The sequence below is a fragment of the Bacteroides faecichinchillae JCM 17102 genome, from assembly GCF_000614145.1.
Lineage (GTDB): Bacteria > Bacteroidota > Bacteroidia > Bacteroidales > Bacteroidaceae > Bacteroides > Bacteroides faecichinchillae.
On record NZ_BAKK01000041.1, the window covers coordinates 1 to 16615 of the forward strand.

Consider the following 16615-nt stretch of genomic DNA (forward strand, 5'->3'; position numbering starts at 1 on the left):
CCAAACAAATTCGAGTCAAGTTAAACGGATTTTGACTATTCGTTTTCTGCGTTATTGGTTTGATTACATTCTTATATCTGCTCCTTACATCATCATGTGTCCTCTAATAGAAAACTTCACAATCGTCATTGCATTAATAGCAGCAAACGGAATGTCCATCAGTTCATAATGAGTATTGTAACTGACCAGTTTCAGGAAATCTTCTTTATCCGAATGGTTCACATACTTCACAGAATAATACTGGTCTCCGTCAATATTGAATGACGCCAAATACATCTTTTACTACTGTGATATGAACTTATTAATCTTCTATTTATCCATATCCATGCCATCACAATCCCAGCTTTGCCGAAATATCCAACATTCGTTGAATAGGTTTTACAGCTTTTTTTGCCACTTCAGGATCTACCGTAATTTCCGGAGACTCATTCTTCAAACACTCATAGAGCTTCTCTAACGTATTTAACCGCATAAAGCTACACTCATTACACCCACATGTACTATCGTTCGGAGGAGCTGGAATAAATGTAGTCTGCGGACACTTCTTTTGCATCTCATGTAAAATACCCGATTCAGTAGCAACAATATATTTCTTTTCCGGATGGTCCACTGCATACTTTAACAGAGCTGCGGTAGAACCTACCACATCAGCCAGTTTCAACACTGTACTTTTGCATTCGGGATGAGCCAATACGATTGCATCAGAATGTTCTGCTTTCAATTCCACGATCTTTTCCACAGAGAATTGTTCATGTACATGACAAGCACCATCCCAAAGTAACATATTACGGTTCGTAACTGAGTTGATATAATTACCCAAATTCCGATCCGGTCCAAAGATTATTTTCTCATCTTGAGGGAAGCTTTCTACAATCTGCTTTGCATTGGTAGAAGTTACCACTACATCTGTTACCGCTTTCACAGCAGCTGTTGTATTGACATATGAGATAACAGTATATCCCGGATGCTCTTTGACAAACTGTGCAAACTTATCAGCCGGGCAACTGTCTGCCAGTGAACAGCCAGCATTCATATCAGGAACTAACACCTTTTTATCCGGACAAAGTACCTTTGCTGTTTCACCCATGAAATGAACACCACACATCACAATAATGTCTGCTTCCGTTTTTGCCGCCCATTGAGCCAATGCCAGACTGTCACCAACGTAATCAGCGATATCCTGTATTTCGCCCTTCTGGTAGTAATGGCCCAGAATGATTGCATTCTTTTCTTTTTTCAGCTCGTTAATAGCTTTTATCAGATCATTCATAATAATATTCTTTTTTCTTTTCTTTAAAAAAAAATCCTTTGTTAGTGATAATAGCCTGTTAATAGTGTTAGGAAAAAAATCCTGTTTTTCTTGCCGGATAAGTTATTAGTTTCTACTTCAACTTTATTAGTTCATTATGAACGAATGAAAAATAGATTAAATATTATCTATATACTTCATTATCATAGAACTCCGGTAGAATAAGAAAAAGCTATTCACTCTTTGTTGATAAGTTGCAAAGTTAAAAACTTTATAGATATAAACAGCTAAGTAAATGCTGAAAAATGTGTTTAAGATGAGGTAGAAAGTTATGGTTTACTTTTTTGGAATGTTAATAAGGATACTCTTCTACATCTTCTTTTGAATAATGCAAGAATTATTTTTTAAAATCTTTGCTGAATGTTTTGACAGGTTTTAAACCGTTATCAACACCTCTCTTAACAGAAAAGAATTACTTTTGTAACCGGTATGTATTAAATAGAAATGACTGCATGAGAAAACTAAAAATAACTGAGTTGAACCGCATTACTGCGGAAGAGTTTAAACAGGCTAAGAAACTGCCTCTAGTAGTTGTATTGGATGATATCCGTAGTCTGCATAACATAGGTTCTGTATTTCGTACTTCAGACGCATTTCGTATTGAATGTATTTATTTGTGTGGTATAACAGCTGTTCCTCCACATCCTGAGATGCATAAAACTGCTTTAGGAGCTGAGTTTACTGTAGATTGGAAATATGTTAATAACGCTGTTGATGCGGTTGACAACCTTCGGAAAGAGGGATATATTGTTTATTCAATCGAGCAAGTGGAAGGTAGCATTATGCTGGATAAGCTGGAATTAGATAAAACGAAGAAATATGCTATCGTAATGGGAAATGAAGTGAAAGGGGTTCAACAGGAAGTTATTGACCATTCGGATGGCTGTATCGAAATTCCTCAGTATGGTACAAAACATTCTTTAAATGTTTCTGTGACAACGGGTATTGTAATCTGGGATTTATTCAAAAAGCTTAGTTGATAAGATATAACAGCTGGTTAATAAGTGGTTCATATCTCTGTTAATCATTTAATAACCAGCATATAATCCTTGTTTATAACGTATCATTAAATTTGTCCGCTTTCAACCATTAATACGATTCTTTCTGTTAGTTTATCCTCTCCCAATGGATCATATTCTTTTTTCAAACTAGCACCAAATAAGGAAGCAAATGTTTGATAAAAACCTGCTTTGAATGGTCCCATAAAAGCTTTTACTAGTTCATAACTAGTCTGATTACTTTGTCTGTCTACTAACTTTATCAACAGCTTTCCTTGTGCAAAAGATAATTTTTTCATTTGAGCTGTATATTGTTCTTTCAATCCTTTTTCAACACGTTTAATATGCTTTTGACGAGCTTTCTCATTGGGTAATGTTTGAAGATACTCATAAGTTTCGATAATAGCACGATGGATTTCTTTAGAGATAGGATATACCTTTTTTACATTTCGTACCAGTCGATTATATTCTATTTCTTCTTTTCTGTTTTTAAATATTAATGGGCGGAAGATATAAACAGGCCTTAACTGGATCCAAGGGATGGTATCACCTTCGTAGATACACATTGGAACCAGATATCCATTAATGCTTTGCTTTTCCTGAGCCTGTACATGGAGTGAACAGAACATAGCAAACATTGTCATTAATAATATGTTAAGTCGTTTATTCACATGACAAAAATAAGATATTATCTTCATATTTTTTTTATTATTCTTGTTTTTCATTGGGGTATTAACCTATTTAAAGTAACTTCACGGACTTTTTCCTCTGACAACAAGGAAATGAAACATAAATTCAAATGAAAAGAAATCAACTTTTTTGGTTGATAAGTATTATAAACAGCCTGTTTATTATTCCTGCTTGTAGTGCTCAAAACCAGCCTGATAGCCTTCTAGATGATGTACTTGAAGATTTATCTGTTAATAATGATATTAATAATTCTGTTAATGAACAAAATTGGGAAAATGAATTGGAGGAACTTTCTGTTCGTTTACAAGAACCTATTAATTTGAATGTAGCTACTCGTGAACAATTGGAACAATTTCCTTTTTTAACTGATTTACAGATAGAATATTTATTGGCTTATGTATATGTACATGGCTCGATGAAGACTCTTTATGAACTTCAGTTAGTAGAGGATATGGATAAGCGAACCATTCAATATTTACTGCCTTTTGTATGTGTTGAAGAAATTAACAATAGATCTTCTTTTCAGTGGAAAAGTATGTTGAAAAATGCAGTGAAGTATGGAAAGCATGAAGTACTAACTCGCATGGATATACCATTTTATAAACGAAAAGGTTATGAACATACCTATCTAGGACCTTCTGTTTATAACTCTGTGAAATATGGATTTCGATATAGTAATCGACTTTATGTCGGAGTAGTTGCAGAGAAAGATGCCGGAGAACCTTTTGGAGCTTTACATAACCGTTATGGTTATGATTATTACTCATTTTATCTGTTATTACAAAATTGCGGTCGGTTGAAAACATTATCTGTTGGTAACTATCGGTTAAATTTTGGACAAGGATTGGTAGTGAGCACTGATTATCTAATGGGAAAGACTATTTATGCTTCTTCATTTACATCCAGAGGAAAGGGTATCAAGAAGCACTCTTCAACAGATGAAGTGAATTATTTCCGGGGAGTGGCGGCTACTGTGTCTCTTACTGAAAAGCTGAATATTTCCAGTTTTTATTCACATCGGTCGATGGATGGAGTATTAACAGATGGGAAAATAACTTCTATTTATAAAGCAGGGTTACATCGAAGCCAAAAGGAAGCGGATAAAAAAGACTTGTTCACTTTGCAATTAACAGGTGGAAATATAAGTTATCAACAAAGCCATATTCATCTGGGAATCACAGGTATTTACTATGTTTTCAACCATCCTTATGAACCGGAATTAACAGGCTATTCTAAGTATAATCTTCATGGTAATCAATTCTATAATTTAGGTATTGATTATGCATATCAATGGCATCGTTTTTCTTTTCAGGGAGAGATGGCTAAAGGAAAAAAAGGTTGGGCTTCTTTGAATCGTTTTCAGTATTCATTGATGGAAGGAACTCATTTGGTATTGATACAACGGTTTTATTCGTTTGATTATTGGGCGATGTTTGCTCATTCTTTTAGAGAAGGAAGTACAGTTCAGAATGAACAGGGATATTATCTGGGTGTTGAAACTTCCCCTTTTCGTTATTGGAACTTTTTAGCCTCATGCGATTTATTTTCTTTTCCATGGAAAAGTATAGAATCAGTAAAACCGGTTCTCATGGGATAGATGTTCTGATTCAGACAACCTTTTCTCCACATGAGAATTTATCGATGTATTTAAAGTACCGTTATAAACAAAAAGAGCGGGATCTGTCAGGAACTAAAGGTAGTATTATACTTCCAATTTATCATCATCAACTTCGTTATCGTTTGAACTATTCTTTAAATGAAGTGTTATCTTTTCGTACAACTTTAGAATATAATCATTTTTATTCTCAGGACAAAGCTGCTAGCCTAGGATATCAGGCTACAGGGATGATATCTTATCGACTGCCCGGAACCAGGCTGTTTGCTGAAGTTCAGGGCAGTTACTTTTATACAGATGATTATGATTCTAGAGTATATATCTCTGAGAAAGGACTACTTTATACATTTTATACTCCTTCGTTTCAAGGACAAGGATTTCGTTGTGTTGCTCACTTTCGTTATGACTTCAATGAGCATTGGATGTTTATAACTAAATTTGGAGAAACTACTTATTTAAATCGAGATGAGATAGGTTCCGGTAACGATTTAATTCGTGGAAATAAAAAAGCGGATATACAGATGCAACTACGTATCAAGTTTTAGTATCTTTGTGCAGTGTTAAGATATATGGGAATATACGCTTAAATGTCAAACTGTAAATTGTCAAAATTCGAAATAAAATGACTATTATCTATCCTTCACCCATTTTTGGTCCTGTACATTCCCGCCGCTTGGGTGTTTCTTTGGGAATCAATTTATTACCGTCAGACGGCAAGGTTTGTTCATTCGACTGTATTTATTGTGAATGTGGTTTCAATGCCGATCATCGTGCAAGAAAACCTCTTCCTACTCGTGAAGAAGTTCGTACGGCTCTTGAAGAAAAGCTGAAAGATATGCAAGCAAACGGACCTACTCCTGATGTATTTACTTTTGCAGGAAATGGAGAACCGACTGCTCATCCCCATTTTTTGGAAATTATAGAAGATACGCTTGCTCTCAGAGATAAATATTTTCCGAATGCAAAAGTAAGTGTATTGAGTAATTCTACCTTCATTAATCGTCCGGCTGTTTTCGAAGCTCTGAATAAGATAGATAATAACATTTTGAAGTTGGATACGGTGAATGAAGAGTATATTCATTTATTGGATCGTCCCAATGATAAATATTCAGTGAGGCAGATCATTGAAAAAATGAAGGAATTCAAAGGGAATTGTATTGTTCAAACTATGTTTTTGAAAGGAAGTTATCTTGGGAAAGATGTGGATAATACAACAGATGATTTTGTACTTCCCTGGCTGGAGGCAGTGAAAGAAATTGCCCCCCGACAAGTGATGATTTATACAATTGATCGGGAAACACCGGATCATGATTTGCAGAAAGCTACTCATGAAGAGTTAGACCGGATTGTAGAATTGATAAATAAAACGGGGATTCCGGTTACAGCTTCTTATTAATATTTGATACTATATTATATAATAATAAAAATGGAAAACACTTATTCTTCTTGTTTACGATATCTTAAAGGTATTTTCGTATTATTGTTCCTGTATCCGGTAGTGCAGACATTTGCAGTAACGAATAATAAAGATGGTATTTTGACGGGAAATCAGCAGACTTCGGGTATTCTTGCTGTGAAAAAGATTAATTCTACGACTTTTGAAGTATTATTATCCGATCAGCAACGGATAACAATAGATTTTTATGGAGAGAATATATTCCGTATTTTTCGAGATCCTACCGGAGGTATTATTCGTGATCCTGAAGCAACTCCTGAAGCACAGATACTGGTTGACCAACCCAGACGTAAAGTTTCTCAGTTTAAAATAGGAGGAGATGAGAATGTCATTACGGTGTCTACTGGAAAAGTACGTATTGAATTGGATAAGGAAACAACTTTGATGAAAGTTGCTAATCTGACAACTAATGCATACGTTATTGAAGAGATGGTTCCGGTGGCATTTAGCCACAAAAGGTAACAGTTACTTTGAAAGAGAAGCCAGAAGAATACTTTTATGGAGGAGGTGTGCAGAATGGACGTTTTTCTCATAAAAATAAAGTAATCGCTATTGAGAACCAAAATAGTTGGACAGATGGCGGAGTAGCTTCACCTACTCCTTTCTATTGGTCTACGAATGGTTATGGAATGATGTGGTATACTTTCAAGAAAGGGGAATATGATTTTGGTGTAACAGAGAAAGGAATGGTAAAATTGTCTCATGAATCTCCATATCTGGATATTTTCTATATGGTAAGTGACGGAGCTGTTGCTTTGTTAAACGATTTTTATCAATTAACAGGAAATCCGGTTCTGCTTCCTAAGTTTGGTTTTTATGAAGGACATTTGAATGCTTATAATCGTGACTATTGGAAAGAAGATCCGAATGGAATTTTGTTTGAAGACGGGAAACGGTATAAAGAGAGTCAGAAAGATAATGGGGGCATTAAGGAATCATTGAATGGTGAAAAAAATAATTATCAGTTTTCTGCTCGTGGGGTGATTGATCGTTATAAAAATCAGGATATGCCTCTTGGGTGGTTGTTACCGAATGACGGTTACGGTGCCGGTTATGGGCAAACAGAAACATTGGATGGAAATATTGATAACTTGAAAAAGTTAGGTGAATATGCTCGTGAGAATGGAGTTGAAATCGGACTATGGACACAATCGGATTTACATCCTAAAGAGGGAGTGAGTGCTTTGTTGCAACGTGATATTGTTAAAGAAGTTCGTGACGCAGGAGTACGTGTACTGAAAACTGATGTAGCGTGGGTAGGTTCCGGATATTCTTTCGGATTAAATGGTGTAGGAGATGTAGGTCATATCATGCCTTATTATGGAAATAATGCCCGTCCTTTTATCATATCATTGGATGGCTGGGCAGGAACTCAACGTTATGCCGGAATCTGGACAGGTGATCAAACCGGAGGTGTTTGGGAATACATTCGTTTTCATATACCGACATATATTGGTTCCGGACTTTCCGGCCAGCCGAATATCTGTTCGGATATGGATGGAATCTTTGGTGGTAAGAATAAAGCGGTTAATATTCGTGATTTTCAGTGGAAGACATTTACTCCAATGCAGTTGAACATGGATGGTTGGGGAGCCAATGAGAAATATCCTCATGCTCTTGGAGAACCTGCTGCATCTATCAACCGGATGTATTTGAAACTGAAATCAGAATTAATTCCTTATGCTTATAGTTATGCTAATGAAGCGGTAGATGGGCTCCCTCTTATTCGGGCTATGTTCCTCGAATATCCGAATGATTATACACATGGATCTGCAACGCAGTACCAGTTTATGTATGGTACTGATTTTCTTGTAGCTCCTGTTTATCAAATTACCAAAGGGGATAAAGAGGGAAATGATATTCGTAATGGTATCTATCTTCCCAAGGTGCCTGGATTGATTATTTTAGTGGAGAGAAGTATGAGGGTAACTGTGTTATAAATAACTTTGATGCACCTATCTGGAAATTACCTGTATTTGTCAAGAACGGAGCTATTATCCCAATGAATAATCCCAATAATAATGTTACCGAAATAGACCGTTCTCTTCGTATTTATGAATTCTATCCCAATCAGCACTCTTCCATGGTGGAGTATGACGATGATGGAGTGACAGAAGCATATAAAGACGGAAGATTTGCCACTACCCTGATTGAATCGGATGTAGATAACAAGAATCGTGTAACAATTACCATACATCCGGTAAAAGGAGATTTTGACGGATTGGTGAAAGAAAAGAAGACTGAATTACGTATCAATGTTTCGGAAAAGCCTAAGAAACTTGTGGCAAAGATAGGTAATAAAGGAGTGAAATTGACAGAAGTGACTACTATTGATGATTTCCTCAAAGGAGATAATGTTTATTGGTATGAGGCTGCTCCTAACTTGAATAAGTTTGCAACCAAAGGAAGTGAATTTGAAAAAGTGGTGATTACAAAGAATCCGCAGTTACGTGTTAAACTTGTTTCTACAGATGTAACAGTGAATCCGGTAATGTTGAAAGTAGAAGGTTTCCGCTTTGAACCGTCAAACAGCTATCGTGTGACAACAGGTACTTTATCAGCTCCGCAAAATGTCCAGGTATCTGAACAAAACAGAGAAGCATATACTTTGAAACCAACATGGGATAAAGTAGCTAATGCTGATTATTATGAAATTGAATTTAATGGTATGCTTTATACCACTATCAAAGATACAGAATTGTTATTTGAAGATCTGACTGCAGAAACGCCTTATAGTTTCAAAGTGCGTGCTGTTAATAAAGACGGTATTTCTGATTGGGCAGAACTACATGTAACGACGAAAGAAAATCCGTTGGAATTTGCTATACATGGCATTAAAGGTGAGTCTTCTGCTGCTGCACAAGGTGGTGCCGGAGTAAACCGATTGTTCGATTTTGCTGAGTCAGGAGATATTTGGCATACAAAATATAGTGTCAATTCCATTCCATTGGATTTGATTATTGATCTTAAGACAGTCAATCAGTTAGATAAATTCCACTATTTACCTCGTACAGATGCAGGAAATGGAACCCTATTGAAAGGAACCGTATTCTATAGTATGGATAAGGAAAACTGGACCGAAGCCGGTGCTTTTGACTGGCAACGAAATGCAGATGTAAAAGTATTCAGTTTCCAGGAACATCCTTCTGCTCGATACATTAAACTAGTTGTTACGGCAGGTGTTGGAAATTATGGTTCAGGTCGTGAAATATATGTATTTAAAGTACCTGGAACCAGCAGTTATTTGCAAGGTGATATTAATAATGATGGTAAGATAGACCGTAATGATTTGACTTCTTATATGAATTATACTGGATTACGTCGTGGAGATTCTGATTATGAAGGATATATCAGTAAAGGAGATATCAATATGAATAATCTGATTGATGCTTATGATATTTCTGTAGTAACAACACAGCTGGAAGGTGGGGTTGATAAAGAAGTTGTCCAAAAGGTATCAGGTTCTTTATTCATTACTACTCCGAAACAGATCTATCAAAAGGATGAAATCGTAGAAATTCATGTAAAAGGTAACCAACTACAATCAGTGAATGCACTTAGCTTTGCTTTACCTTATGACCAGAATGATTATGAGTTTGTAGGTGTTGAACCGTTGAATATGAAAGCGCTGGAAAACCTGACATATGACCGCTTGCATACGAATGGAGTGAAATCTCTTTATCCTACATTTGTTAATATAGGAAAGCAGGAATCACTGGAAGGGTCCGAAGAACTATTCATCTTAAAGTTTAAAGCAAAACGAAAAGTGAAGTTTGAATTGCAGATGAAGGATGGAATATTGGTGGATAAACAGTTGAGAATGCATCAATTCTAAAATATAATTGTTAGTTCTGGTTCGTTCCACAGTTGTTTTGTTGCGTTCCACAATATATGGAACGAACCAGTTCTATTATGCAAATAGACCATTTATACATTGAAGAAATAAGTAATCGGTCTTTTTCTAAATATCTATAGAACTCTTATTCATTATTAAATAATGCTTTTTGCTCTATCTAATGCTACATTAATATTGGGGCAAATATTCTCTTCTCCCAGTAATTCGTAAAAACCGGATTTACCTAATACATGATGCACTTTCTCATTGACTCCGGAAAGAATAACAGTTATTTTTTCTTTCTGAGACATTTGACAAAGTGTTGTCAGATTATGAATACCGGTAGAATCAATAAAAGGAACTTTACGCATACGGATGATACGTACTTTCGGTCGATCTCCCAATTGTGCCATTGTTTCTTCAAATTTGGTAGCAATACCAAAGAAGTAAGGACCATTGATTTCATATACTTCTACTCCTTGGGGGATAGTCAGATGTTCTTCATGTAAGGTGATATCAGATTCTGAGTTTGGGTCAATTTCATCAGTGATAACTGAAATTTCTGTAGTTTCCATTACACGCTTCATGAAAAGAACACAAGCTATGACTAACCCGACTTCGATGGCAATTGTCAGGTCGAAGATAACAGTCAGGAAAAAGGTAATCAACAATACCGTAACATCTGACTTAGGATTTTTTAATAGCGCTTTAAATACACGCCAGCCACTCATATTATAAGATACGATAACCAGCACTCCGGCAAGGCACGCCATAGGAATGTATTGTGCAAGCGGCATTAAAAATAGTAAAATCAAAAGCAGGACTACTGCATGGATAATTCCGGCTACAGGGGTTTTACCTCCGTTATTGATATTAGTCATCGTACGTGCGATAGCTCCTGTAGCAGGGATACCACCAAATAAAGGAGTTATAATATTTGCTACACCCTGTGCGACTAATTCTGTATTAGAATCGTGTCGGTCACCTATCACACCATCTGCTACTGTAGCGGATAGCAAAGATTCGATAGCTCCCAATACTGCAATAGTAATAGCTACCGGAAATAGATTTTTGATAGCTTCCCAATTTAAAGCTGGTACGGTAGCATCTGGAAGTTCGGAATTGATTGTAAAGCGATCACCAATGGTAGGAATACACTCTATTCCGCCATAAATCTTCATTAAATATACGGCGACTGTCACTACCACAATAGCAATTAATGAACCTGGAATTTTTTTAGAAAACTTGGGAGAAATAGCAATGATAAAGATACTGACAATGCTTACAATAGTATTCCACCAGTTTATCGTATCAAAATGCTGGAAATAAATGATCCATTTTCCAATGAAATCACCCGGTACTTTTTCTCCTCCGAATGTCAGACCAAATATATCTGCAATTTGTGTGGTAAAGATAGTGACGGCAATACCACTGGTGAAACCTACAATAATAGGGTAAGGAATAAATTTAATGACAGCTCCCAGTTTAAATACTCCTAATAATATAAGAAGAACACCTGCCATCAAAGTGGCAATTATCAGTCCGGCTTCACCATATTGCTGAATGATGCCGTAAATGATGACGATAAAAGCACCTGTTGGTCCCCCAATTTGTACTTTACTTCCTCCTAATAGAGAAATGATGAATCCGGCAATGATGGCAGTAATGATACCTTTTTCCGGCGATACTCCTGAAGCGATACCGAAAGCGATAGCTAAAGGAAGTGCTACGATACCTACGATGATACCTGCCATCAAGTCCGCCATAAATGTTTCTTTTGAATAATTCTTCAGACAAGAAACCAGTTTGGGTTTAAATTCAAATAGCTTCATTTTTTATAGGTTGTTTGTATATTTATTGCTCTTTTGTAATGTAGAGGTTGCAAAATTAGATAAAATAATTCATATAAATATGTTTTGGAACATACTATTTGTTTGTTGATAGGTTTTATCAATGAGGTGATAGTTTTTATTAATAAAGAAAAAGGTGCTGATTATGAACAAAAATCTTATATTTGCGTTATAGAAAAAGCGACAATTTACGTCTAAATAGGTTTTACACCAATTAAATTATATCAGAATTATGACTAAAAGTATTAAAGGAACTCAAACAGAAAAGAATCTGTTAACTTCATTCGCAGGAGAATCACAAGCAAGAATGCGTTACACTTATTTTGCAAGTGTTGCTAAAAAAGAAGGTTATGAACAAATCTCTGCTATTTTCACTGAAACAGCTGACCAAGAGAAAGAACATGCTAAACGTATGTTTAAGTTCCTTGAGGGCGGTATGGTTGAAATTACTGCTAGTTATCCGGCAGGTGTAATTGGTAATACACTCGAAAATCTGCGTGCAGCTGCTGCGGGTGAGCATGAAGAATGGTCATTGGATTATCCTCACTTTGCAGACGTTGCGGAACAAGAAGGTTTCCCGATGATCGCTGCTATGTATCGTAATATCTCTATTGCTGAAAAAGGTCATGAAGAAAGATATTTAGCTTTCGTAAATAATATCGAGAATATGACTGTATTTGCTAAAGAAGGTGAGGTGGTATGGCAATGTCGTAACTGCGGTTATATTACTGTAGGTAAGGAAGCTCCTGAAGTTTGTCCGGCATGTCTGCATCCGCAAGCATATTTCGAAGTGAAAAAGGAAAACTATTAAATAGTAGCATACGAAGAAGAAAGCCGCGATGGGATCTCTATCGCGGCTTTCTTTATTTTCTTTTATCTGCTTTTTCTCTTTCTACTTTTAAGGTGTATATTTATTCCTTTTTCTTTATTTTTATGTTTCAGCTAAAAAAACTAATATACAGTATTGTTTATTATTGTATAATATCGTATTTTTGCGTGAAAACGTTGCATATTGCTTTGCTAAATGTGTAACTATAAAGCAGCGATATATGAAAAGATTAAAATTATTGACTTGTTTGTTTGTCTACCTTAGTGTATCAAACATTTCTGTAGCTCAGCATTCTCCTTCGTTGAAATGGCATAAAATGTATAATGATACATTACAAGGGGTGAGATCTGAAGATGCATTACATTTTTTAAAAACCAAAAAACTGACCCCTCGCAAACAAATCATTGTCGGTATTATTGATTCTGGTATTGATACTACTGTTGTCGATCTTCAATCTGCTCTTTGGACTAACCGCAAAGAGAAACAGGATGGAAAGGATAATGATAAAAACGGATACACGGATGATATACATGGTTGGAATTTTTTAGGAACCAAAGACGGAACTTTTAACATGATTAGTGCTGGTACCGAAGAATATCGTGAATTTAAAAGACTTTTTCCAAAGTATAAAGACAAGGATTCCGCTTCTGTGAAAGATGTTAACGAGTATGCTTATTATAATATGATGAAGAAGAAAGCAGGTATCGTTAATTACATAAAGTTTTTTGGATATACTGCCATGAAAGATGATGCTTATCAGTTGGTAGATTCTGTATTGCAAGTGACACCGGGAGTATCAGTAGACACGTTGACAATCAACGGACTCACTCATTTACCCATTGATAATGAGAAATGGAATAAAGCCTGCCAAACTCTATTTGTCGATATGTATAAAGGAGGGAAAGATGCGTTATGGAAAAAAATCAGAGATACGCATAGGTCACAGTTCAATTTGATGAAAAAACGTATTGATGGTATTGAACATGATGCGGACAAACGACTGTTGATGGGAGATGATATGACGGATCCAAAGGACCGTTTTTATGGAAATACTATCCTACAGGTGGAAGGTTGTGATCATGGCACATTTGTGGCTGGAGTTATTGCCGGACAAGGAGTGGGTAATGTCTCGGTGACAGGGGTTTATCCGCAAGCTAAGTTGATGATACTTCGTGCCGTACCCGATGGCGATGAATATGATAAGGATATAGCAACTGCTATCCGATATGCTGTAGATAATGGTGCTAAAGTCATTAATATGAGTTTAGGTAAATATACGTCTCCTAATGCGGAGATGGTAAATGAAGCCATTGCCTATGCTGCAAAAAAAGATGTTTTGTTAGTTCAGGCAGCGGGAAATAATAAAAAGGATATCGATGATGTTGCTTATTTTCCTTCGGCAAAAGATAAATCGGGAGCTATTTTCTCTAACTATTTAAGAGTGGGGGCATCAGATAAACGAGGAAAAATGTGTTCATTCTCCAATTATGGGCAGAAGGGAGTTGATGTGTTTGCTCCGGGTGAAGATATTACTTCAGTCACTGTCGGCAACGAATATATGAAGTCGCAGGGAACAAGTATTGCGGCTCCGGTAGTAACTGCTGTAGCTGCTATGCTTCGAGCATATTTCCCTAAATTAAAAGCTGCGCAGGTCAAGGATATTTTGATAAAAAGCGTTCGTCCGATGCAGGAAGAAGGGCTTTGTACGAGTGGGGGTATTGTGGACGCATTACAAGCTGTGAAATTAGCAATAGAATATAAGAAATGAGAAAACTGATCTTTATATTATTCTCAAGCATTTTTTCCCTGTCTGTTTTTGCTCAGGAAGCGAATTGGACGCAGGCTGAAAAATGTTCCGCTGATTCTTTGGAACAATATATAAAAGGTAGGACTCTTTATCCCAATTGGATAAAAGGCAGCCACTATTTTTCTTATGACGTAAAAAGTCAAGATGGAAACCGGCATTATCTGGTGAATGCTGAAAATGGGAAAAGAAAAAGCATGATAAAGGATAATAAACTGTTTGTCCGTCAATATGCTCAGATTACTGGAGATACGTTGGATGCAAAAGATATTCAGCTGTATGGGTATCAATTTAAGAATAATGATTTTAGCCGCTTTTATCTCGATAAGAAAGGCAAATCAATGGTCTATGATATGAATACAGGTAAGCTGTCTGAAATCCCGGTTGAGAAGAAAGTGATAGATCGTTTAGATCTTAAAAAATCTTGCCATAGTGCTGATTCTTTATATAGTATGTTAGGAAGTGGTTATGACTTGTTTGTGCGAGATAATCGGACAGGGTCCGTAAAACGAGTCACGTTTGACGGAAAAGAAGATGCTTCTTATACTTATCGTAATTCGAAGGATACGGTATCTACCAATTCGAAAGGTTTTTGGCTGGGACATCGGTATATATATATGATGCAGGACATGAGTGAAGTGAAAGAAATAAGCTTAATTCATTCACTGGGTAATTCACGTCCTACTATGAATACCTTTAAAATGCCTATGCCAGGTGATGCGGGAGTACGTCAGTATCGTGTGTTTTGGTATGATGCCGATCGGGGGCAAGGGAAACTACTACCTATCGAAAAGTATCCGGATCAGGTTGTGGCAATGGATTATTTCCGCTCTCTTACCGCATTATATATTACCCGGAGAAGCCGTAAGGCCGACAAAATAGATCTTTGCCGGATAAATGTGGAAGACGGTACGGTCACTGAACTGATTTCGGAAGAGTGTGTTCCTCATATCAATCTTACTTTGTTTAATTATAAGATATTGGAGCAAGGTAAATATTTCATTTGGTGGTCAGAGCGTACGGGAAAAGGGAATTATTATCTTTATGATCATAACGGAAAATTGCTGAATCGTATCACAAAAGGTGAAAATCTTGTAGCCGGTAACATTGTTCATGTGGATACGCTGAAAAGAGAAATGGTCTTTTCTGGATACGGAAAAGAGGAAGGCATAAATCCTTATTATACTTTTTTCTATAAAGCGCGTTTGGATGGCAAGGAACAAGTTTTGCTGACTCCTGGTAATGGCAATCATGAGCTGACTCTTTCCGGAGATAGGAAATATGCGGTAGATAAGTATTCGCGTATGGATATGTTTCCGGTGATGAATGTGTTGTCCATTGAAAATCCCAGGAAGAATTTTAAGGTAGACCAAATGGATGGCAGTGATCTTCGGCAGGCCGGATGGCAGCCCCTACGCTGTTGAAAGTGAAAGCGGCCGATGGACAGACAGATTTATATGGATTGATGTATCTGCCTTCTCATTTGGATAAGAGCAAGAAATATCCGATTATAAGTAATGTATATCCGGGTCCTCAGGATGATCAGATTCCTCAATCTTTCGTACTTGATGATAATGGTAATCAGTCTTTAGCGGAGTTGGGTTTTATTGTGATCAATGTAGCCCCGAGAGGGAGCTCGCCATTGCGCGGACATGATTTTTATTGCTTTAGCTATGGTAATTTGCGTGATTATCCGTTGGCAGATGACAAATATGTGATAGAACAGTTGGCTAAGGAATATCCTTATATTGATTTAGATAGAGTAGGTATTTACGGTCATTCCGGAGGAGCTTTTCAGACGGTAGCCTCAATCCTTACTTATCCGGACTTTTATAAAGTGGCAGTAGCCGCCTCCGGCAATCATGATAACAATATATATATTCAATGGTGGGGAGAAACATTTCATGGATTGAATGAGAAAAAAGATACTAAGACGGGAAAAATGACTTTTTCCGTGAAGATTCCTACTAATATGGAGTTAGCAGGTAATTTGAAAGGAAAGTTGATGCTGATTACCGGTGATGTAGATAAGAATGTGCCTCCTTCCTCTACCTATCGGTTGGCGGATGCTTTGATTAAAGCGAATAAGCGTTTTGATATGTTTATTCTTCCAGGGAAAGACCATGGGGTGATGAGCCCTTATTATCAGAACCTGATTCGTTACTACTTTGTGGAGAATCTTCTTCGGCCTTCACAAAGACATATTGATATTATTAACCATAAATAAAA

At 36.6% G+C, this 16615-nt stretch carries 9 protein-coding genes and 3 pseudogenes; 8 read left to right on the top strand and 4 right to left on the bottom strand.

The features are described 5' to 3' along the window. Positions 1 to 84 precede the first annotated feature (84 nt). A pseudogene (locus JCM17102_RS16725) lies at positions 85 to 279 on the bottom strand (transcriptional regulator); the annotation flags it as partial. A 52-nt stretch (positions 280 to 331) separates the two neighbouring features. Beyond that, positions 332 to 1270 (bottom strand): quinolinate synthase NadA, encoded by a 939-nt coding sequence (gene nadA / locus JCM17102_RS16730; RefSeq protein ID WP_025075996.1) that lies wholly within the window; start codon positions 1268 to 1270, stop codon positions 332 to 334. A 491-nt stretch (positions 1271 to 1761) separates the two neighbouring features. Between nadA and JCM17102_RS16735 the strand changes: the two genes are divergently transcribed. Beyond that, on the top strand, positions 1762 to 2289 hold the full coding sequence (locus JCM17102_RS16735; protein WP_025075997.1) for an RNA methyltransferase: 528 nt from the start codon (positions 1762 to 1764) through the stop codon (positions 2287 to 2289). Positions 2290 to 2375: 86 nt separating this feature from the next. On the opposite strand, the gene JCM17102_RS16740 is transcribed toward JCM17102_RS16735, so the two are convergent. Then, positions 2376 to 2951: a DUF4294 domain-containing protein gene (locus JCM17102_RS16740; protein WP_025075998.1), complete on the bottom strand. Its 576-nt coding sequence runs from the start codon at positions 2949 to 2951 to the stop codon at positions 2376 to 2378. Between the two features lie 155 nt (positions 2952 to 3106). Here JCM17102_RS16740 and JCM17102_RS28065 point away from each other — a divergent pair. The 3 genes and pseudogenes from JCM17102_RS28065 (at position 3107) to JCM17102_RS28070 (ending at position 9903) form a co-directional block, all read left to right on the top strand. Then, positions 3107 to 5157, top strand: a pseudogene (locus tag JCM17102_RS28065) (helix-hairpin-helix domain-containing protein). A 77-nt stretch (positions 5158 to 5234) separates the two neighbouring features. After that, entirely contained in the window at positions 5235 to 6008 is a 774-nt protein-coding gene (locus tag JCM17102_RS16750; protein ID WP_025075999.1) for a radical SAM protein, read from the top strand. Between the two features lie 30 nt (positions 6009 to 6038). Then, positions 6039 to 9903 (top strand): annotated as a pseudogene (locus tag JCM17102_RS28070) (TIM-barrel domain-containing protein). A gap of 155 nt (positions 9904 to 10058) precedes the next feature. On the opposite strand, the gene JCM17102_RS16760 reads toward JCM17102_RS28070, so the two are convergent. Beyond that, positions 10059 to 11735 carry a SulP family inorganic anion transporter gene (locus JCM17102_RS16760; protein WP_025076000.1) on the bottom strand — a complete coding sequence of 559 codons (1677 nt, stop codon included), beginning with the start codon at positions 11733 to 11735 and terminating at the stop codon, positions 10059 to 10061. Positions 11736 to 11985: 250 nt separating this feature from the next. Between JCM17102_RS16760 and rbr the strand changes: the two genes are divergently transcribed. The 4 genes from rbr (at position 11986) to JCM17102_RS31860 (ending at position 16613) form a co-directional block, all read left to right on the top strand. Beyond that, positions 11986 to 12564, top strand: coding sequence for a rubrerythrin (rbr, locus tag JCM17102_RS16765; protein WP_025076001.1), 579 nt, complete (start codon positions 11986 to 11988; stop codon positions 12562 to 12564). A gap of 238 nt (positions 12565 to 12802) precedes the next feature. Then, entirely contained in the window at positions 12803 to 14350 is a 1548-nt protein-coding gene (locus JCM17102_RS16770; RefSeq protein WP_025076002.1) for a S8 family serine peptidase, read from the top strand. Next, positions 14347 to 15810, top strand: a complete 1464-nt coding sequence (locus JCM17102_RS31855) for a DPP IV N-terminal domain-containing protein (RefSeq protein ID WP_275564409.1) — start codon at positions 14347 to 14349, stop codon at positions 15808 to 15810. The genes JCM17102_RS16770 and JCM17102_RS31855 overlap by 4 nt, the downstream gene beginning before the upstream one ends. After that, the gene (locus tag JCM17102_RS31860) at positions 15789 to 16613 is read left to right on the top strand and encodes an alpha/beta hydrolase family protein (RefSeq protein ID WP_275564410.1); all 825 of its coding nucleotides are present in this window, start codon (positions 15789 to 15791) and stop codon (positions 16611 to 16613) included. Before JCM17102_RS31855 ends, JCM17102_RS31860 begins: the two co-directional genes overlap by 22 nt. Positions 16614 to 16615: the final 2 nt, after the last annotated feature.